Raw genomic sequence first — 21460 nt, 5'->3', positions numbered from 1 at the left:
AAATTTTCTGAAAAAAATCTTTTTGCCACTTGATTCAATCCCCAAATTCAGGGGTAAATTAAAAATAAGGCATTAGGCTAGTGTTTCCCCACTTCCTCCTCATGCCATATCATGGACCACTCCCGAAATTCGCCATGAACAGGTTTCGTTCCCCCGAACCTTGTCATGGCGAATTTATTTTGCGTGGATATTTTTACATTAAAAAGACGATTCCTTTCCCGTCCATCACAGCAGACCGCCATGACTTGAGCGAGATCAGAATCGCCTTTTGCTGTTTACTTTACACTCGTTTTTTGAACCCGTACCAAGATTATAACTTGGGGACTCGGCAAATTACCGCTACGCCTGCTTGCTCCACATTGGTCTGGCTTCCGTCTCCACAGGTTGGGCCGCTATTGCCACCTCAGGCTTCACTTCCGGCTCATGTTTGCGTAGATACACCATCCAGTAAGCAGCTGCTACAAACAGCGCCCCTCCCGTCAGATTACCAAGCCATACCGGAATGAAATTCATGACATATTGTCCCCAAGAATAATGCCCTTCGAAGATCGCCGCTGGAATCAGGAACATGTTGGCGACAACGTGCTGGAATCCAATAGCCACAAAGGCCATCGTTGGAAACCAAATGCCCAGTACCTTGCCACTCATCGTATCCGATGCATAGGACAGCCACACCGCAAGAGCTACCAGCCAGTTACACCCGATCCCGGATATAAAAGCCTGAAGGAAGCTGTCATCCAGCTTGTGTCCAGCCATATCAACCACTTTGGTCAAATAGGCCCCCTCTCCAGTCAGACCGAGCACATGTCCAAACGCATACGCCACAAAAAGCGCTCCGAGGAAATTACCTATAGTTACTAAGGTGAGATTCTTCAACATGCTGCCTGCGGATAGTTTGCGTGCGATCGTCGCGAGTGGAACAGCCATCATATTGCCTGTCAGCAGTTCCCCGCCGCCAATCAGCACCAACATTAAACCTACCGGGAACACTGCTGCACCAATCAGATTAACCAAACTGCCCCATTCGGCCGGAGCAGAGGCAATGACCCGAATATCCAGCAGAAATCCGAGCGCAATAAAAGCGCCTGCCAGAAAACTGAGTATCAATACGGAGGACACCGGATTTTGAGCTTTCTTCATCCCCGTATGCGCCGTATATTGTGCAACCTCAAGAGGTGTTTTTGCTGCCATAACGATCCTCTCCTTCACAGTTCATAAACATCATAAATCAACTTGTATTGTTGATATGTTCATTGTATCGCGAAGGTTTCAAGAGGTTTGTTACTTTTATCACAAAGTCTGAAAACTGTGCCATCCCTTCCAGCGTGACCACACTTCCATCAGAGAGGATACTACCTCAAGACCTCAAGACAATCTCAGAAAACAAAAAGAACTACCGCAGGATGCGGCAGTTCTCATATATATCAGCAGTATCAGTTATACCATCGCTGGTGTTTTTACATCTACTGGAGGTAACGCCTCAAGACCAGCCGAGTTCAGGAAGTTCCACGGTTTGTTGTAATGTGGCTGGAAGAAGAAGTCGATGAAGGCTAACTCATCTACCGTCATGTTGTTCTGAATGCAGACAGAGATCGTATTGATCGACTGTGTCAGATCTGCCTGTGACATGATCTGTGCGCCAACAATGCGGCGGGTAGCCTGTTCATAGATCACTTTGAGCAGCAGCTTCTCTGCTGTTGGCATGAACTCCGGACGGTAAGCATCTTCAAGCGTTACTGCTTCAACCACCAGACCCTCATCCGCAGCAGATGTTTCCGTCAGACCTGTACCTGCAATATTTTGTTCGTAAATTTTGATACCTGATGTGCCTTGTGTACCCATGTACTGTGTCGTAGGACGAATTAGGTTTCGCGCTACGAGTGTACCCATCCGCACTGCGTTGGTTGCCAGCGGAATGTACGCTGCCTTGCCTGTTGGGTTGTAATGAATTGCACAGCTGTCTCCAGCAGCGAAGACGTCTTTCTGGCTGGTTTGCATATATTTATCTACGATGATTGCGCCGTTAGGCAGCATATCCACCTGGCCTTTGAGCAGTTCGGTATTTGGACGGAAACCAATGCACAGAATAACGAGGTCGGTCTCGAACTCTCCCTTGGATGTAATGACCTTGTTCACTTTACCATTCTCTCCGGTAAATTTCTGCACCGTTTGGCCCAAAGCCAGCTTAATGCCGCGTCCAGTCAACGTTTCTTCAATGGCATCCGTAAACTCGGGGTCCAAATATTTGTTCAGAATCCGGTCCACGCTATCGATCAGTGTAACTTCCTTGCCGTTCATTTGGAAAGCCTCCACCAACTCAATGCCGATGTAACCTGCTCCAACCACGGTAATGCGTTTGGCGCCCTTCGCTTTTTCAATGATGGTATTGGAATGATTGTAGTTTTTGCAAAGTAAAATGTTGTCCATTTCGATGCCTTCCAGCTTCGGTACGACAGGCCATGAACCGGTTGTCACGATCAGCTTGTCGAACGTATCTTCGAATTCTTCCCCAGTTGTCAGGTTTTTAGCCTGAAGTTTGTGACCCGCAGCATCTACTGACGTCACTTCATGAAGCATTTTGGTAACGACTCCGAGCTCGGCCAGTTGATTTGGCGAAGAATAGAACAGTCCGTCCGGATCTTTCACCACACCACCCACATACAGCGCAATACCGCAAGATAAGAAGGAAATATTGTCATTGCGCTCATACACTGTAATTGTAGCATCCGGGTACAATTTGGCGGTGTTAACGATGGCTGCGGTTCCTGCATGTGTACATCCGATAACTGCGATTTTCATAATAAGGTTCCCCCTTGGAGTATATAAATAAGAAATTGAATATAACGTCATTGTGATTGTGAAATATTTCACTTCTAAATGAATACTGAATATGTGATTTATTTCACTTTATACGCTTATTATAATGTGATCTTTTTCACATTGCAATAGATTAATCAAAATAAATTTGTCAAATGTGTTTTTTTTGCGATTAAGCAAGCCTTTAAACTCATCTTCATTAACTTCAGTTTCCCCTGCTTGTGGGTTGTTTATGCTACAAAAAAAGCCTGTCCTCCAATCGTGGAGGCAGGCTTCTTCGTTCATTTTATACACCAAGCAGCTTTTCAATCTCTGCAGTCATGGCTTCAGGGGATTCTTTTGGTTCTACACGTCCTACAACTTCACCTTCACGATTCACGAGGAACTTGGTGAAATTCCATTGGATACTGTTGTCTTCACCAGCGCCAGGTTGCTGCTCACGCAGATACTTGAACAATGGATGAGTATCTTCACCATTTACGTCGATCTTGGCAAACACCGGGAAATTAACGCCATAGTTGATTTGGCAGAATGATTCTGCTTCCTCACTGGTACCCGGCTCCTGGCCGCCAAATTGGTTACAAGGGAAACCCAGTACAACCAAGCCTTGATCACGATAGCGGTCATAGAGCTTCTGCAATTCACCGTATTGTGGAGTCATTCCACACTTGCTGGCAGTATTGGCGATCACCAACACTTTGCCTTGATACAGATCGAGTGGAACTTCCTGATTTGCGGTCGTTACCGCCTGATACGAATATACGGACATGACTGATTCCTCCCATGAGTATGATGTAGGTTGGGCTGCTATATGTACTCTACCGAATGACAAGGTGGCACACAGCCTGTCTCCATATTATAGACCTGAGGCGATCAATTACCAAATCTGTGATTAAACTCTACCCAAGTTCGTACGTAGAAGCATACTTCGTCCACTAACATGGATAAGGCCTTTTAGCCGGATTTTGCAGCCAAAATAGCATCATACCGCTCTTGCCGCTCTGCTTTGGTGAGTTTCCTCCTAGAATGCGAATGAGCCGCGTGCATACTGCACAGCGGCTTCATTCTATAGTTTAGGACCACATAAGGCCCGTTTCATTAACTTCCTGTCGCGTGACGAACGCGTTGCTCTGTCCGTCCTCCAGCATGAACCATTGCACTGTTCAAGACCATTTGTTCAGGAGATGCTGATTGCTGGCGTTCACCCGCAAGGGCGTAAGGCAAGCAGAGCGGTACACCGGAACGCGGATCAATCACGATATCAGCTTCAATGTTAAATACTTCACGAAGCACATCGGAGTTCATAACCTCTACGGGTGAACCTGTAGCGATGGCTTTACCTTTTTTAATCCCAATCATGTGATGCGCATAACGGGAAGCATGGTTCAAGTCATGCACAACCATGACAATCGTACGATTTGCTGTAGCATTCAGTTCCTCCAGCAATTGCAGTACTTCAAGCTGGTGAGCCATATCCAGGAACGTTGTCGGCTCGTCCAGGAACAGAATATCTGTCTCCTGTGCCAGAGCCATGGCGATCCAGGCACGTTGACGCTGTCCACCGGACAGTTGATCGATTGGACGATCATGGAATTCCGTCATGCCTGTCACTTCGATGGCCCATTCAATCATGCGTTTGTCTTCTGCACGCATAGATCCAAAACCTTTTTGATAAGGGAACCGTCCGTAGGACACCAGTTCAGTTACAGTAAGTCCTTCGGGAGCTGTTGGATTCTGTGGCAAAATCGCAAGCTGCTTGGCTACTTCACGCGTGGACTGCTTATGGATGGACTTCCCGTCGAGCAATACACTACCTGCTTTTGGATTCATGATCCGTGCCATCGTTTTCAGGATGGTGGACTTCCCTGAACCGTTGGCTCCAACAAGTGCTGTAATTTTCCCTTGGGGAATTTGAATATTCAGATCTTCAACAATCAGTCTTTCCTCATAAGCGATATCCAACTTGGACGTCTCCAGACGAAACATGCGATCATCCCTCTCTCATTTATCCCGGTTATGTATTCCGGCTATGACAACGAAAACGAAATTTTAATTCAGCGTATTTCCGGCGCAACAAGATCTTATACACTAAAGATACTGATAATCATTATCATTTGTCAACACCAAATACCAAATTCCCTGATGGTTGGGAGCTATTTTTGAAGTGTTTTAATGGAAATCGGTCAGATTGTCCTCACTTCATGTGAGAGCTTTTCTCATCGTGTGCGTGCATTTCGTCGCTTTGCGCATGGTCATTCGTGCCCAACGTCTTAATAATGTGTCCGAATTGTGAAAAATAGGCCTGTATTGAATCAATTTGTATATGTCATTTTTCATCGCTTGAACAAAAACAAAAATACAGCCCCTTCGAAATTCTTCGAGGTGCTGTATTCTGCATTGATACATATTCCTGCTCAGAGCTTCGGTTCCGGGAACAGGTTGATCACGGTCGTCCCACTCTGAACACTCACGATGTTCTCCAGATCGATATCGCCCGGAAGCTCCACTTGGTGCCCATAGGGATACAGGCGATCTGCTTCGGCTACAGTCAGATTTTCCACTGAAGGCGAACCTGCTCCCGTGGACTGAGAAGAATCTGAAGGCGTGCCGCCTGCTTCTCCCTGTGCAGAGCCTTCATCCGTAGTGTCAGAGCTTCTTCCAGTCCCTGCATCCGTAGATGTGCTCCCTGCTGTTGCATCTGAAGTGGTGTCCCCCGTTGTGGCTGAATCTGCCCCTTGTTCGGCTTCTCCGCTCTGCTGAGTGTCATCCGCAGTATTGGTAGAAGAATCTGCGGAGCTTCCTTCAGCTGCGCCCTCTGAGCTGTTTCCAACCGCACCTTCACCATCCGGCTCCTCATTTCGATTGAAACTCTCCCATTCACCCTCAGAATTGAGCTCCTGCTTAGTACCATCTTTCAAGTTCCATTGGAGAGCGTCCGTTTGCAAAGCGTTGTTGTCGGTTTCGCTTCTGTAACGGATCACCAATCGGGCAGGCGTCTGTGTACCGTCGGCCGCTTCGGATGCTGGAACGAGGTAGGCGATCTGTTCAGCGAGCTGTACCTCAGGTTCAGCAGGAACAACGGGCTCCTGTGTCGGTGGAGGTGATGCTGCTGGCGTCTCCGCCTTATCCCCCATCAAAGCATATATGCCTCCGGCAATACCAAGAATCAAGATGACAATGACCGATCCTAGAAAAAGGTTTTTCCTTTTACCTGTTAGCATACGTACCAGCGGAGAAGACAACTCTGTTCTGGCGCGGTCGTAGGCGGGTTTCATCGTCTTGCTTGCTCTCGCATAATAGGGTTTGAAAGCTGATTTTGACTTAAAGGCTTCGCGATCATGGGCCTGGAAATAGGCCACGATTGCATCAGAGTATCCCTTGTGTGCGTTGGAGCCGCGAATGAACAAACGTTGATTCCCTGACCACTCCATAAATTGATACAACACTTCTGTACGTCCTGAACTACTATAGATAAATTCAATAAGGCCTGGATAATCGAGCCTGTTGCTGCTACTGCCACCTCGATAGAAAGCCAGCGGCAGTGCTTCAAATACAGCCGTACTTGGAAGCTCACGCAGCTCTCCGGCAAGCCAGCGGCGAGCCCACCGCTGAAGCTCGTTACGCTCGGACAAGGAGAGTGCTTCCAATTCCTCTTCGTCACGCCCCTCACCGCTAAGCCATGCTCTCGCCGCCAGCATCATATTCGTACGTGCGGATACATCTGAGCCCTGGCGAGCAGCCCAGTCCCGAACCTCGTTTCCGTGCAACAAAATATCAATACTTAGCAGCTGTTCACGATTAACCCGCTCCAGATCGAGATCCTGAATCATAAACAAATTAATGACGTAAGCCAGCTTATCGGCAAGTCGAGTTAAATCCTCCTGATATGCCGGTGGTTGGACAGCCGACTCAGGTCCACCTTTCCGGCTAGCGCGAGTTACAGATCCAGACTGCCCAATTCGGGCGGTAATGCCTGGATCGAAAGAACCTGAGGCGGATACGCGGTCCAGTACACTAACCCGTTTAAGGGCTTCATTGGCAGACTGAACTGGGTTAGGCGCAGAACATAAGCGCTCTCGCAGCTCGGTTGCAGTCCGCTCCAGCAAGAAGCTATTGTGGATGGCAGACGGGTGAGATGTAATCCATCTCTGGATTACTTCCACGACGTCAGCAGCTGATTCCGTGCGTTTCAGCTGATTATCCAGATAGGGCTCGAACAACAGCTTGGTCAGTGATTCGTTCGTCAGCACTTTGTCGAAAAAAGCGCGGCTTAACAGGCTGTCCCGATCCAGCAAGCCATATAGTTCCTGCACAGCACGCATTCGTTTCTGCGAACGGGCGTTATTAACGCCATAGATGAAATATTCCACGATTCGGGACTGTACGACTGGCGCAGCGACCCGGAAATACTCTCCGATGCGTGCAGCGACCGATTCCTCAGGCACATTCTCCCGTTTGACGCTGTCCAGCTCACGGCTAAGCAGTGTAAGGAACAACTCGTTCAAGCGTGAACGTTGCTGCGCTCCGCCTTCCGGTTTTAAGTAGGTGAGCAAGCCACTCAGAACATGGCTTTTGTTATCCAGGTACATATCTTCCCTGCCCTGCTCCAGACGATAGAACATAGAAAGTTCCCCGTATGCTTCAATGGATAGCTCTCGTCCAGGTTCCATCCCGGACAGCATCTCATCCGCAAAAGCGTAAAACGGGTCGGCAGCTGCTGGCTCATGCAGCAGAGACCAGGCAAATTCCGCGTAAGGAAGCTTCGCCACAGATGCATCTGCATGGGTAACTCTGCCTGATACCAGATCGAAGGTGAAATCCTTCTCCGTATTCCGGTCCTTCGGACGCAGTGTACCTCGCTCCACAAACTGGAGGTGGATGCCTTTCTTCGCCTGCGGCTCCTTGGCAAATGTCATGAAGCCGAGTTGCCGCCGGAACGCGTAAGGCAGCGCCGTAAACAGCAAACGCAGCAACCCCTTGGCTCCGGCTGTAACTTCTTCAGCGGGCACATCCAGCGCAATATATACCTTCCGTCGTGTTGCTACAGCTTGCATGACAGCGTAGAGCAGACGTTTGAACACCACTTCGTCCAATTTCAAAGCACCGAGGATCTGGCTTGGAGAAGAACCTGGGCCGAGGCCACCAGCCGGACTTGTCCCGAAGCCCGAGCCTGTCCCTCTGGCAGACCCCTGTCCCACTCCAGCTGTACGCGGCAATTCAGTAAGCGCAGGCAGTATTGTGCCTTGTTCGATGTCATATGACGTGGCGAACACAGCATCCAGCCAGCCGCCTTGTTTCATCTGCTCTTCTGAACATTCCGGAGACAGGACATAGTTATGGGCAAAAAAAGCGCTGCGCAGCCCGGTAAAATCAGCGGACTGGTACACATTTTGCCCAAGGATCGTCTCTCCGCTCTCCAGATGCAGCAAATGAATGGACGGTGGGAACTTCGTCTCATCCTTCTCACTCCGGCCCGTCAGCTCTGCTGGCGCGTCATAGACGCAGTAGGGATGAAGCACTTTTTTGATAAAAGAAGGGTCCAGTCCCGGCGATGCAGCAACCGTATCGAACCCCTCCGTTGTGCGAAACACCCCGCGCCGCTCTCTGGTGTACATCTGTTGTTCAATTGACGGGGTTATGGAAGAACGCATCATCCCACTCTCCCCTCAATGTACTTCAGCTTGTACAGCAGCCAGAGAAATGGCTCATCGACACGGATTGGACTGACCACGCCTTGCAGCTTCATATCCACCGGATTGCTCCCCAGCGCAGACACCGCAAAGTAAGCCGTATCCTTAAAGTACACATCCATCGTGCCTTTGAACGGACGGTCCACCTTCTCGATAAAACGCCGAATCTCTCCGTCGATATTCTCGAATTCGGTCAGGTCGAACCAGTCGCGGTGCACCATGTTGCGGAACACATTACTGTTGGATTTGATGTAATCGCCCTCTTCATCCTTGAGGGAATGCAGCATATCGCTTTTGGTGAGTACAACGGCTGTTGGAATATTCGTCTTGGCTTTGTCCTGGTAAGCGATAAAGTCACCGAACATCGTCAGCACCACATCACGCGGCTCATCGTATCTTGGCGTCCACTCTCCTGGCTCATTGCCGAGGTTGATGCGGATTTTGTCCCGGATGGAACGAATCTGGAGCGGGTCCACCATGAACAGAATGCCCGCCGAGTTCTTGATATGCTGCCCGTGAAGTCCCAGATAGTCCTGCTCCACCATACCTTCACCAGCGACGTCAAAGAACACCAGTGTCAGCGGAGCTTTATCTTCATCCTTAAATACAAACTGGAAAATAAACGGCTCCTGCAGCTTCTCCTTCTGCGTTGAATCCAGCAGATCGCCCCGCTCGAATAATGGTTCCTCATAATCGGCACGGAAGCGTCGACTAATCTCCGCATTCAGCGGCATGCAGGCCGCATCAAAGTGATCAGCAGTGTAATGCTGCAATGTATGAATTAATGAAGTCATGTATACGGATTTACCCACCTGTGATGCGCCTATAATGGAAATAATATTGCTTGGTGCTTTACCCGCCGTAACAGGCAGCTCGTTATGGCACTGTGGACACAGCCGACGCCGTGTAACCACACCGTACCGATCGTTCAGTCCCATCACAATGTTATCCGAGTAGATGCGATGTTCCTCAGGTACATCATGTGGAGCCAGCACGGCCTCCATATCAAATACCGTATCCAACCCAAACCGTTCGCGATACCGATTCAGCTTCGCATCTTCCCCAAGTGCGTAGTCCTCATCATCGTCGCGATGATGCGCAGCCCGGAACACAACCTCCTCCGGTGAAAACTTGCTGAAGCAATATGGACATACGATATCGTAAAACAACGGCCGTACTTCCGGCTGCTGTCTCTTCAAAAACCGACTAAAAAAGCTCATAGCCACTCCCCTCCCCTGATTAGTCAAACTAAGATGATTTACACTTAGTCCAACCATCTAGTCTGAAATAAGCCGATAAGCGGCTCCGTATTTTGGTCCGTCCGTGAAGAATAACCTCACGTAATCGTCCTTGGCTACTTCGACAGGTGGCATCTCATTTCTCCCGGGAGCAAAATCACTCACAAAAGGGTACACCGTGCCATCTTCCTTGTTCAACGGAACCCCGCCTTGCTTGCGGACATAACAGAGCGCCTCCTTCGGAACAGGTGCTTCGGCCGTGACGGTCATCAGCACACTTTTTCGTTTCTGAAAAAAACCACTCTTGTATCGGATGGAAAAACGAATATCCGCCTTGCCTGCGCTTGCAATCACCGTGTTGTCTCCATCACGCTGACGCACCAGAACTGGCCCGTCTTCCTCCATCTGACACACATACACCGTGTACCGAATGGCACCAAAACCCGTAATTCGATCCATATATCCATTGCTCGCCTTATATTCTTCTTTCGTGTATAGCTTCAGCTTGCCCTGTGCAGCCTGTTCTCCGGTACGATCATCGCCCATCATATCGAGCTCCAGCCGTTCAACGTATACAGCTTCCACGCTCTCTGGCCAGAGCCAGCGAAGTGTACACTGGCTCTCGTCCACTGCAAGTGTCAGTCTGCGAATCAGGGGCGCTGAAGGGTCTGCATCCGTAAAACGCATCTATCGCCTACCTCCAGACGTTAAAATCCTTTGCTGCGCGTATCTCTTGCCCGCTGACCGAATCCTTCCACCGAATTGGCTCCTCCACCAGCCTCGCGACGCCCACGAGTCTTGCGCGGTGTATTCTCCTTGATCGGAATGATCCAAGTGAACAGGGTTAACACGGCGGATAAGATGAGCATCGCTCCGAATCTTACAAATGCATCACCAACCGCAGATCCGTCCAGGCCCCATTCAAGCAGGAGTCCTGCCAACAGACCTGATACGGCACCACCTATACCGAAGCTGATCGCCAGATGACGGTTATCGAATACCAGCCCAAGCGATATGCCCAGCGCTACGCCAATCAGAAGCAGGGCAGCCACTCGGAAAATAGCCAGATACGTACTGTGCTCCATCATGCCTGTACGTTCAGTCACCAGTGTTCGTTCGTCAATCGTATCGTAAATTTGCTGGAATGCCAGATTAAGACCCCCGGAATTCGGTACATCATAGTACATACCACCCGTCTGCTGTGCGATATGACGCAGCAAGTCGGTTCCGGAAGGGTCTACCAGACTCAGACCGACCGTATTGACAGCAATCTGTTCATTCGCATACTCAGACAAAATGCCCGAGGTGTCTACATCACTAAATCCATCGGATAGCAGGATCGCCACCGTTCCGCGTTTCGGGTCCTGTTTGCCCTTAACCTGCTCCATCGCTTCGCGCAGCACTGCATCGAAATTGGTGCCGCCCGACGTCGTCACGATGCCGTCAATCTTGCTGTATACCTCATTTTTAGCCGCTTCACTGTCCATCTGGATGAACGGCTGCAACAACTGGGGCTGGTCATCAAAGGTAATGACCGCTACCTGTTTATCGCTCTCCATTTGGCTGATCAGCGTTTTGGCTGCTTCAAACCGACCGTTATCCGGGTCTGTATCACTCATGCTGCCCGAGTTATCGATCATCAGTATAATATCTTTGACTTGCTTCGCACCGCCTGGGTTAATCTGATACAGCAATTGCAGGGCAAGTCCAACGACAAAAAGTAGTGCCAGCGTTGCCGGAACAAGTAGCTTCCAGGACAACCCCAAATATCGCAGCTTCCAGGAAGCTCCATTCAGCTTTGGCGAGATCATTTCTGCGAGTAAGCAGAACAATCCCACGCTAAGCGCCAGCACGCCAAAGTATAATCCCATCAGCAATAGACGAGGCATTTCTCCAAGCCACTGACGAAGCATGATTTCTCCAGCCGCAAAGCCCACAGCTCCGCCAATCAGGCTGAACAGGACCAGGAGAAGATTGATTTTTCGCTGCATGTTTGCATGCATCCTTTCCAAACCAGCCAAGAGTAGGCTGAGTTAATACAAGATGGGTAATCAAAAATGAACGATTCCATATCCCTGACGGAAAACAGATCGACGTTGAGCCATGAAGGAGCAATCAAAATTACACCTGCCCACCTCATAGTTCAACCCCATCTGTACCTCCCTTCCGTCCATAGAGACACGGTCTTATGTTTTAGCGCATGGGTGACAGCTTCTCGGCCAGATCGGAGGGATGGAGCTCATAACCATTCTCCGTGTAAGAATCGTAGTACACTCGGCCATTGCGGTACACCATCAAGTCTTCCAGATGGAAGCCTCCCATCAGATTCAGCTTCTCCACACCACTGCTTCGTTCTTCGTATACCACACCCAGCTTATAGATCCGTGACGTTTCTTCGGCATGCGCCGCATAGTCCATGAAGGCACTATGGTGATCACCAAAGAAATATTTCTCTTCATAACGATGTTCCTGCGTATAGTCGAATACTCTTACCCGAACGACCGCCTGCTCCTCCAGCGTGCGGTACAATCGGCGGAACAGATCATCGCGGGTCAGTACGTTTTTGTCGCCATAGGTAATTGTAACATTTGCCCGAAGCAACAATTCTTCTTCGAAAGGTACCCTGAGCGGTTCTGCTGTAAGCAGCATTGCATGACATACTTCCATCAGACGTTGCAGGAGTCGCTCGTTTCCTTCGGTCGCAAGTCGGTTCATATCCCCCATATGGCGGTCCTCAAACCAGACATCCCGTCCGCGCTTTGCCTCCAAATCGGCGATCAGCGCTTCCGTCACTTTCCCGTAGTATTCCATCACGTTCTGCCCGATGTATTCATCTGCAGCGGCGATGCTCTCTACAGCGGTCTCACGCAAGATACGTTCCAGCGTTGCCAGTGTTTCTGTTACCTTCCGACAGAACGTATGCAGTTGTTCCATTTCTGTGTCGTAGACACGAAGCAGCTGCAATTCATTCTCCAGACGAAGCAATTCAACCTTGGGCACATACACCCGCTCCAACAAACAATCGATAAGGTTGCGCACGTTCTGTTTGTCACGGAACAACGCCCGTTTGAACGACTGATCCTCTACCCGTTCCTGCTGACGCTGCTCAAGCAAGGCACGTGCGGAGTCAAGCTGCACCGATTTATCCCGAATCAGTCCAAGCAATGCCTCTCGCACACTGCCGAACCCGTTGTCACTCCAGGCGGCCCACTGAAAATAGCCAACCTCAGGATGCTCCGTGCGCGATTGCTCGGCTTGGCGGCGAAGGGAGCCTTCTGTACTACGCTGACGCACTCGTTCCTCGACAAGACGGACCACGTTATCACGAAAGTACGCCTCTGCCCCATGACCGAACAGCGCTCTCTCCGCTTCACGTAGCGAGAGCGGCTTCAGATCCGTGAAGCTGACGTTATGCGTCATAATGCCGCTCATGCCACCCACCAGATCCTCACCAGGAAGTATTCCTTCCACTTTGCGCTCTACCGAAGCCCCGTCCAGTCCAAAGAAGGCGAGCTTGTCCTTGATGCTCCATTCGGGTTCCTGCCGCATCCGTTCAAGCAGATAACGATACAGGTGATACAACACCGCGAGAGCAATCGGTTTGTTCGGCCGTCTGATCTCGGCAAAGCCTGCACTGGCATAACCGTGCTGATCCGAAGTGGTGCGTATATTGTTTTTGAACGACGTATTGTTATAGGTGTTGGCTCCTGTGCTTGAAACAGCACCGGAGCTCTCTGCATCCTGCTTCCGGTTCTTGAGCAGACAGATTCGGCAGATGATCTCGGCATTTTCGATCCACCCGCCGGGTACGCCGGTTCCCCGCTCGTTTTTGTCTGACAAAATGTATACGAGATCGAACAATGGCGATGCAGGATGCACAACCGGAATAGAGATACCGTCCTCCGTAACCAGCAGATTACCGCTGAACGTATAGTCCAGCCCTTGCATGTAATCCAGTTCCCGCAAAAAAGCGAGTCCTGCTGCACTTGCATATCCAAAGGAATCGACCTGCTCCATCTCGCTGACCAGCACATGCAGATCGGTCTGTACCGACTTGAAGGATTGAGCCAATATCGTTTCGGTCAGCTTGGTAAGCTCCGGTAACAACACATTCAATGGATCGTCTGCCCGGGTCACGACCGTCACGTAGATTCGATCGAACGACGAATACAAACGTCCGTATTCGGCAATACGATTACTCACCCGCCGCAAGGTGCGATTCAGACCAAACAGGGCCTGATCGGAATCGTGGAAGCTGCGGTGTACATCCTTGCGCAGTGTTTTGGACGGTCGACCGGTCTGTGCACCGGATATCGGAAGCACGTGGCGGGTCACCTGACCGTCATCGAACGAGCTGCGACTCATAGCGTCAGCCGTACGATGCACACCTGGATATGATGGTTGACGGTCATCTCTATGTTCACCGCGGTCAAGCTGAACACGATTATCGTTGTCATGCTTCATTCGTCCGCTGCTGTCATGGTCAAGATGACGGTCATCATCCTGATCTTCCGTCCCAATCTGTACGTAGACTACGCCTTCTCCGTTATCCCATTTCAGCCGATTGATCTCCTGGACAGCAGATACTGCCGGAGCGACCTGATCACCCACGAACAGGAACAGGGCGGGGTAATGGATACTGCTGCGACCATCACCCAGGCTGCCCTGACGCTCCTGCTCTGTTGCATACTGGGCTGCGTACTTCTCCAGATTACGCTTCAGGGCATTGTTCGAGCTGAACTCCATCCCGGCCACCATCTTACTTCAGCCTTCTGCGAATGTCATTCAGTTTCGATGACATCGTTCTGTAGAACTGGTAGATGTCTTCCCCGTTTGCCAGTTCCACTCGCTCGTATTCCAGGCGATCACGGGATTCCATGAACAATGCAGCCAGATCATCCAGCTTGCTAAGCAGTGGCGTAATATCTTCAGAAGCGGTCAGGTCGTTATCACGACGGGAAGCTTTGCGCAGCAATGTACTGCGATCCTTCTCCGCGAGTCCACGGAAGTTACCAAACACTTCATATTCAGCAAAGTTGCGGCTCTTCATCAGGTTCGCAAACGGCTCCCATGCGTCTTCTTCGGGATCACGGTCATAGACGTACAGCGCGCCCTTCTTCACGATGGTATCCGTGTAGAGTGCTTCGATGAAGCGGTCATACCACTGCTCCTCGTCCTGGTGCTGGGCGAGAATGCCTTCCAGTTCAGCGACTTTGGCCGAGATGGCGTTCATTTTCGCCAGTTCTTCACGTACCCGCGCGATCAACTGCGGGGAACGCACGAGGTTTTCTTTGGCCATATCTTCATTAATACTTCCGAAAATGTCCTTCACCGACACCCGCGGCAATCCTTCGGATTGCAGGCGTTTCAGTTCCATAACTGCACGCTTCACTTCACCCAGGTTCGGCGTAGTGGACGTCAGGCGCATGTCGTAGGCACCAAGCTTCGCGGACAAGTCGAACGGTTCTGTCGTAACAACGGCGTAGCGATTGCTTGTGTTTTCGTCAATTGTTTTGGCTGTAACAATCCGGTATCCAACTGCCTGCTCGAATTCAGTGCGTACACGGGCATTGTATTGCTTCACCCGAGCGTTCTCGTACACATCACCCCAGGATTTTTCCGGAATCGGAGACGGCAGATAGGTCCAGTTGTTCTTCTCGGTCTGCACCAGATGGCGGCCGATGCCTTCTTTGTCCAAAATGGTACGTTCATAACTTTCCTCATATACTTTGAGCGGCGTGTACACAAACAGGGGTACCCCGTTGCGAGTGTTCAGCCAGAAGATCCGGTTGCGCACTTCACTTTCCTTGACGGTAAAATGGGATTTGCCCACCGCATTGTTCTGATAGTTGCGAATCCCTCTCAGAATGCCCGGCGCCTGTGCTGGCACCGATACGAATCCCCAGGATGGGAAATGCAGACTGCCTGTGCTGTTGCTCAGATTGAACACCGGTACCGCCTCATCATCCAGTTTGCCTGCAATGAAGCGTTCCACGAATTTCTCGACCGACTCATCCTGTCCATATTTAATAACCAGGAAGTCCTCCATCGAGCGGGTAATCAGATCCCCGAATTTCTCAGTCAGGAAATCAGAGATGGAGCTGACGATATCGATCTCGTTTTCCTTCACCCACTGGCTGGAGTTTTCCAGCAATTCACGGGAGAAGTCACGGATCAGATCATCCGTATCGCGCTTGTCCAGCAGTCCATCCACCACACTGACGATATCTGGCACACTTACAACGTTCCAATAATAAGTCTTGTTGCCTTTGTGATCGGATTGTTCTTCGCCGCGTGTCAGAATATCCCCGTTTTTGGAGAAGATCGAGCTGAGCGCGTTCAGCGTTTCGGTAAATACGTTATAAATGCGGCTGTTTTCCTGGTTCAGCAATTCGTACAGGTCCTCGTAGAACTCGATCATCTGATCATTGCGTTCCACATCGGCATGCAGCCAGTACTCATGAATTTTTGCTTCAATATAAGCATTCTTCTTCTTGTCTTTGGAGACGAAAGCACTCTTCGCATCGCCCAGTTTCTCTTCGGACTGCTCCTGAGCAGCCTCAATATCACGCGGAATGCGGAATGCATTCTCACGCAGGGTTTCAATGTACGACTGAACCATCTTAAGTACACAGAAGCCTTTTTCCGTATAAATCAGGCGTGAGACATAGAACGGACCCTGTTCAGGATGCAAAAACATGCGCCGGATCTGTTCGGTGAACTGACCCGCAATCTCTCCAGGCAGCTGCTTCTTCGCCTTGATATATTCTTCACGGGCACGGGCCAGGAAGTTCTGCTCCAGTTCCGTGTCCATGTTCACGACCTGTGATTTCACCACATTGCCATAGGACAGACGCTCGCTGTTCTGGTAACCTGGCAGCGGCTCCGGCACGCGGGCTTCAAAGGACTTGACCACACTTTCGAGATCAATGCCCAGCTTGCGGGCAAACTTCTCGGTATCCTCCTGATTCGGCGCTTTGGAGAACATGGTGCTCATTTTGTCGAACATACGGTAAGCCAGATAGGTCGTCATTTCTTCAATCGGCAGTACCGCTGAGGATGCACCGATGATGTTGTAATCATAGTTGGCCGGGTACGCCTTGTTCATCTGCGCAATGTTCGTACGAATGTTGCTAATATAGTCGTGAATGGCAAACTCCTCGCCCGACTGCTTTTCCTCACTCGCCATAAAGTTGGTGATGTTCTCGGCGGTAACGTTCATGCAGTAATCATAGGCGTTCTCCAGCAGTTTGCCTTCCGTATTGGTTGCAGAAATCAGATGACACAGGTTGAACGGCGGCAGTGGTGAATTCACCGTCAGAATATTGCCGTATTTCTGGGAGAAACGCTCTCCCCGGCTATCCACGTTCATCCAGTAATCCAGTTCCTTGAGCGCAGCGTAACCATTCTTGCGGATGTACTCACGAGTATGCTCACTCAAACTTTTGTTGGACAGGTTCACGTCTGGTGTGAACAGATATCCAAGCGTGTTCACACGGTCAATCCCGGCGGAGCCGTGATCACGTTCGATAATCCCTCGCACGATATAGGAAATATCGAGGAAGCAACCACTGCCCGTACCACCGGAAAGACCTGTCAGCAGGAACACCATCAGTTTTTTGTTGGTGCCTACAGATAACGTTTTGATCTTTTTGTCGATCGCCTGAACGACCTGGTTAATCTTCGTAAACAACAGCAGACGTCCAGCCTGACGCACCCCTGCGGCGCCGTTCATGCCATCGGTGATGCTCAGCTCCGGAGACAACCAATCCGTAATATATGGCTCCAATACGCTGCGATTCTGAAGCAGTCCACCAATCTCGGCATTGGACAGCAGTACGAATTCATTAATTGGATCGAGTCCGATGCCCTTATACCTTTTCGCGCGATCCTGTTCGTTCGTTTCAAAAGCAAGAAACTCCACGTTGGACGGTTTGTCCATTTTTTTCTTGGATACCGGGTCCTGTGGCAGCTTGAAACGTCGGTTAATCTGGTATTTAAGGCGCAACAGCGCATCAATACCTGTTCCTCCAAGGCCGATAATCAGAATCGGGTTATCAATCGTATCGACTCTGATTTTCTCGCTGACAATCCCTCCGCCAAGCGATACATCCAGTTGCTGAATATGTTCTCTAACAATCGGTTTCATTCCAAGTCCTCCCTTTCGTCATCTGCAAGTGCAAATGCCTGTTATACCAAATATTCAATTAAAATGGTCTTGTCCGCCTGTTGCAGCGGGATGCTCAGTCGGTCACCGTTCTTCAGTTCAACGCCTGAGCTTGCATCAACGGCACGGCCGGATTTCTCCAACGTTCCACCTGCGGTATTGCGAATTATAATTCGATCCCCATTGCTGGGTGTAAATACATATTTCTCGGTTTCCTTCAATTCAGGGTCCAGCTGTAACAGCTGATGCAGATGGAATCTGCCCCGGAAGGAGGCCAGTTTTTTATATTGCGGGTAAGACTTGTCCCCGGTGTTCTCATCACGAATTTCAACAACCATCTGTCCAACAAATCCGCGGTTTTTGCGTTTTAGCCAGCCCATGAGGAACCAGCCTCCAACGGCTACAACGACCAGAGCGATCACACCAAGAATAACGGGTAACCATGGGAATGGTTTATCCTGCTCGCCAGCAGAAGTCGTTGGTTGAGTTCCGCTTCCGGCTGCTCCACCCGCATTGATCGTGATTGGGGCACTTTCCCGGTAGAAGCTGTCCTCCTCTGCCCGAATGACGAGTTCGTATTTATGGTTGTCCGGCACTTCAAACGTTCCGGTGAACTCTGTGCCCGTGTTTTCGATCGGCTGTTCCTCGCTTTTGCCTGTATCCAAATCGTTTACGACCAATGTCGCCTTCATATCGGCATACAGGTCATTATCCTGCAGCGGTTGTCCCCCATTCTCCAGCTTGGCTGTCAGATCGACTTTGTCGCCCTTCGTATAGGACTTGGTCTTAATTGGGTCCACGACGAGCTGGAGATCATAGTTGAACAACAGGTTGATATCGATGCTGTCTTTGGGAGCCCCTTTTACCCGAAGTTTCCAGTCGCCTTCCTGGGGTTTAAGCAGCTTCACCAAGGAATAACTCTTCGAAGTTGAAAGCTTGGCTGCATTTGAATTCAGATCCACGGCCTTGCCGGAAGGATCGGTTAATTCGATCTGCACTTGTTTTGAAGACATGATCGAGATGTTCGCTTCCAGCACACTGTCGTTCGGTACGTTCACGGTAACTTCCTGATAACTGCCGTTTCCTGTAATGGAGGGCAGCTTCACCACATTCAGTTTGGCATGATCCGCAAAAATCTCACTCAGAATCTGCGGCAGATCATCCGGCGTATTCGTAATGAAGGACTTGCCTCCAGTCTGTTGTGCCAGATCTGCCAGTGCGTCCTTGTTGAGTTTACCGTCTGCGTTCAGTCCAATCGTATAGACGGGAATCCCTTGATCCTGTGCTTCCTTGACGGCCTTTGCCAGATCCGCATCAGACTGAGCCTGGGTGCGGCCTTTGGTTTTGTTAAAATCGTTGTTGCCGTCAGCCAGCAGCACGATCATTGGTGAGTGGGATTTGTCAGCCCCATGGCTCAGCACATTCACCGCTTCAGCCACCCCGACAGAAATATCGGTATATGGCCCTCGGCCGAGCTGATCAATAAAATCTTTCAGACTGCTCTTATCCGCATCGGACTGAATCTCCAGCAATGCCTTTTCCCGCTCCACCTGATCGGTGTAAGCGACAATCCCTACCTTGTCCCCCTGGACCGGCAGCATATCAATAAACATTTTCATGGCTTCATTACTGATCTTGTCACGATCACTTGTATTCATTGAATTACTTACATCGGCTACAAGTACCGCATCGATTCCACTTGTCTGTGCCTGAGCCGCTACAGCATGTGGCAGCAACGCCTGAGGTAGCAGCAGCGTTAGAAATGCCAGCAGAACCAGAGTTCCGCTGAGCCAGCGTATTTTGCGTGTCCGCAGCATTAGGTGTACTCCTTCACGTTTGAGATTAAAATGGGAATAGTTTATTATAGGCGTCAAGCCTTAAGGAAATCTTAACAGTCTACTAATAAATTCTGAAAAGCACCCCTATCTTCAGTTACAGTTTTGTAATGAGTGACAAAAATCGACGAATACACGTCATGAACTGGCATGAAAGTTCCAACTATGGAAATATGATATAGTTATTGCCAGCAAACTGCAATATAACGACACTTGATCAGTAAACATTATAACTACGCATATTAACTATGCCTAGAAAGGAACGGATTATGGTTACATACGGATGCCTGGCCATATTGTTTCTTTTTGTCATGATAAAGGGGATTGCGTTCCTGCTTCATCGGCGCAAACCCGTTTCCCGGGAAGATGCAGATCGAACCCTCTACACTATTCTGAATGGCGAGCGTGATTGAGCATGAGTCCTAAACAAGTTGTATCCATCAGACCTTTTATAAGAACGACGCATGCGTTTCAAAAGTTGCGTGTCTGCAAGCGGTGCGGACAGTATACCTGTCTGTGGGAAGATCAGTGTACCGCCTGTGGGCGTGGCACCCTTGCCTCGGCCGAAGAGCGCGCCGCTTCCCGCGTGAAACGTCGAATTGTACGCGACCTGTTCTTTACAGTAATCCTTGGTGCGGCTGCTATCTATTTTGGCGAAAGCATAGACCAAGCGATGGCGGCAGCCAGTGTCTCCCTGGTACTTCTCGCTGCACTGATCTTCATTCAAAGGCGATCCTTCCAGACCGAACAGCAGCGCGAACTTAAACGAATGCTGCGTCAGGACGAGGAAGCGATTCGCCAAGGCATTAACCGGAATTGGGCCCTTGTGGCAGAAGCGCGCAAGCAGGATGAAGCGCTCGCCTACGAAATGCTCCGTGAGATCGGCTCACTCGTCTACAACGACCGGATTCGTCTGCAGCAGGTTGCGCTGCTGCAATCCTTTGTTCTGCGCAGCGATATGGACCTGCAGCTCAAACCTCTGCTGCTGCGCAGCTTCGAGCGACTGCTCGCTGAATATATCGGTGAAATCGCACGGCTGAAGCCGGAATTGGTCCGTGAAGATGCGATTCGGTATATCGCCACGTACGAGGTTAATATTTTGCAGCTGCACAACGGTATTCAGATCCTGACGGCTGTAGCCGCCGCTGCTGTACGCAAAAGTAAATATATAGAGTTGTTCCCCAGTCTTATTACCCGCTATGCCCGCTTTATGCCCAAAGATCGGTTCATGCGACTCTATCGAACTCTGGAGCTGTATCCGGGTAAGGCACGCGGTGGTCTGGCGGAATCGGTTGGTCGGGTGTATAACGAGAAATATCGGGATTCGTACGCAGATGTTCGTGTGTAGCACTGTTGTATATGGACTCGAAACGTAAATTAGTGCAAACTCAATCCCTCTATATAGACGATCCGAAATCCGTTCACCCCTGCATGCGTACTGGAATTACGCGTGACATCGTATCATTTTTATCATATAAGCTTCGACGAAAAAACACCCCATCCTTAGGTCTAGGATGAGGTGTTTTGATGTTTGGAAAATGTATGGCGTTCTTCCAGACTACCTGCCATGAGTTTTTATCTTTTACCGTCCGCGACGAGAATCACGGCGGTCGCTCTTGGCCGGACCGCGTCCTGCGGAATCCGGTCGGCGTGAACCTTCACTGCCGCGCCCGGAGCTGCGCTTGTCGGCGCTACGGCCGCCCCAGCCGCTAC

The 21460-nt window shown here is 50.2% G+C and carries 13 protein-coding genes; 1 reads left to right on the top strand and 12 read right to left on the bottom strand.

What is annotated here, in order from left to right:
- Positions 1 to 339: 339 nt before the first annotated feature.
- From AMS66_RS21950 to AMS66_RS21895, 12 genes are all read right to left on the bottom strand, one after another.
- Positions 340 to 1191 (bottom strand): formate/nitrite transporter family protein, encoded by an 852-nt coding sequence (locus tag AMS66_RS21950; RefSeq protein WP_053782797.1) that lies wholly within the window; start codon positions 1189 to 1191, stop codon positions 340 to 342.
- Between the two features lie 246 nt (positions 1192 to 1437).
- Positions 1438 to 2799, bottom strand: coding sequence for an FAD-dependent oxidoreductase (locus tag AMS66_RS21945; protein ID WP_053782796.1), 1362 nt, complete (start codon positions 2797 to 2799; stop codon positions 1438 to 1440).
- A gap of 108 nt (positions 2800 to 2907) precedes the next feature.
- Positions 2908 to 3102 carry a hypothetical protein gene (locus AMS66_RS33240; protein ID WP_053782795.1) on the bottom strand — a complete coding sequence of 65 codons (195 nt, stop codon included), beginning with the start codon at positions 3100 to 3102 and terminating at the stop codon, positions 2908 to 2910.
- Between the two features lies 1 nt (position 3103).
- Positions 3104 to 3586, bottom strand: a complete 483-nt coding sequence (locus tag AMS66_RS21935) for a glutathione peroxidase (RefSeq protein WP_053782794.1) — start codon at positions 3584 to 3586, stop codon at positions 3104 to 3106.
- Positions 3587 to 3915: 329 nt separating this feature from the next.
- Entirely contained in the window at positions 3916 to 4803 is an 888-nt protein-coding gene (locus AMS66_RS21930) for an ABC transporter ATP-binding protein (protein ID WP_053782793.1), read from the bottom strand.
- 428 nt (positions 4804 to 5231) lie between these two features.
- Entirely contained in the window at positions 5232 to 8471 is a 3240-nt protein-coding gene (locus tag AMS66_RS21925; protein WP_053782792.1) for a GAP1-N2 domain-containing protein, read from the bottom strand.
- Positions 8468 to 9727 carry a TRAFAC clade GTPase domain-containing protein gene (locus AMS66_RS21920; RefSeq protein ID WP_053782791.1) on the bottom strand — a complete coding sequence of 420 codons (1260 nt, stop codon included), beginning with the start codon at positions 9725 to 9727 and terminating at the stop codon, positions 8468 to 8470. The genes AMS66_RS21925 and AMS66_RS21920 overlap by 4 nt, the downstream gene beginning before the upstream one ends.
- Positions 9728 to 9784: 57 nt before the next feature.
- A complete protein-coding gene (locus AMS66_RS21915; protein ID WP_053782790.1) occupies positions 9785 to 10432 on the bottom strand; it encodes a hypothetical protein in 648 nt (215 codons plus the stop codon).
- Positions 10433 to 10452: 20 nt separating this feature from the next.
- Complete coding sequence (locus AMS66_RS21910; RefSeq protein ID WP_053782789.1) at positions 10453 to 11736, bottom strand: vWA domain-containing protein; 1284 nt, start codon at positions 11734 to 11736, stop codon at positions 10453 to 10455.
- Positions 11737 to 11938: 202 nt separating this feature from the next.
- Positions 11939 to 14503 carry a hypothetical protein gene (locus tag AMS66_RS21905; RefSeq protein WP_053782788.1) on the bottom strand — a complete coding sequence of 855 codons (2565 nt, stop codon included), beginning with the start codon at positions 14501 to 14503 and terminating at the stop codon, positions 11939 to 11941.
- A gap of 1 nt (position 14504) precedes the next feature.
- A complete protein-coding gene (locus tag AMS66_RS21900; protein ID WP_053782787.1) occupies positions 14505 to 17894 on the bottom strand; it encodes a tubulin-like doman-containing protein in 3390 nt (1129 codons plus the stop codon).
- A gap of 41 nt (positions 17895 to 17935) precedes the next feature.
- A complete protein-coding gene (locus tag AMS66_RS21895; RefSeq protein WP_053782786.1) occupies positions 17936 to 19729 on the bottom strand; it encodes a vWA domain-containing protein in 1794 nt (597 codons plus the stop codon).
- Between the two features lie 433 nt (positions 19730 to 20162).
- On the opposite strand from AMS66_RS21895, the gene AMS66_RS21890 reads away from it, so the two are divergent.
- Positions 20163 to 21095 (top strand): C1 domain-containing protein, encoded by a 933-nt coding sequence (locus AMS66_RS21890; protein ID WP_053782785.1) that lies wholly within the window; start codon positions 20163 to 20165, stop codon positions 21093 to 21095.
- The last annotated feature ends 365 nt before the right edge of the window (positions 21096 to 21460 follow it).

The organism is Paenibacillus xylanivorans (assembly GCF_001280595.1).
GTDB classification, from domain to species: domain Bacteria; phylum Bacillota; class Bacilli; order Paenibacillales; family Paenibacillaceae; genus Paenibacillus; species Paenibacillus xylanivorans.
Note: the sequence above shows the minus strand (reverse complement) of the source record. Positions and strands in the feature narration are given on the sequence as shown.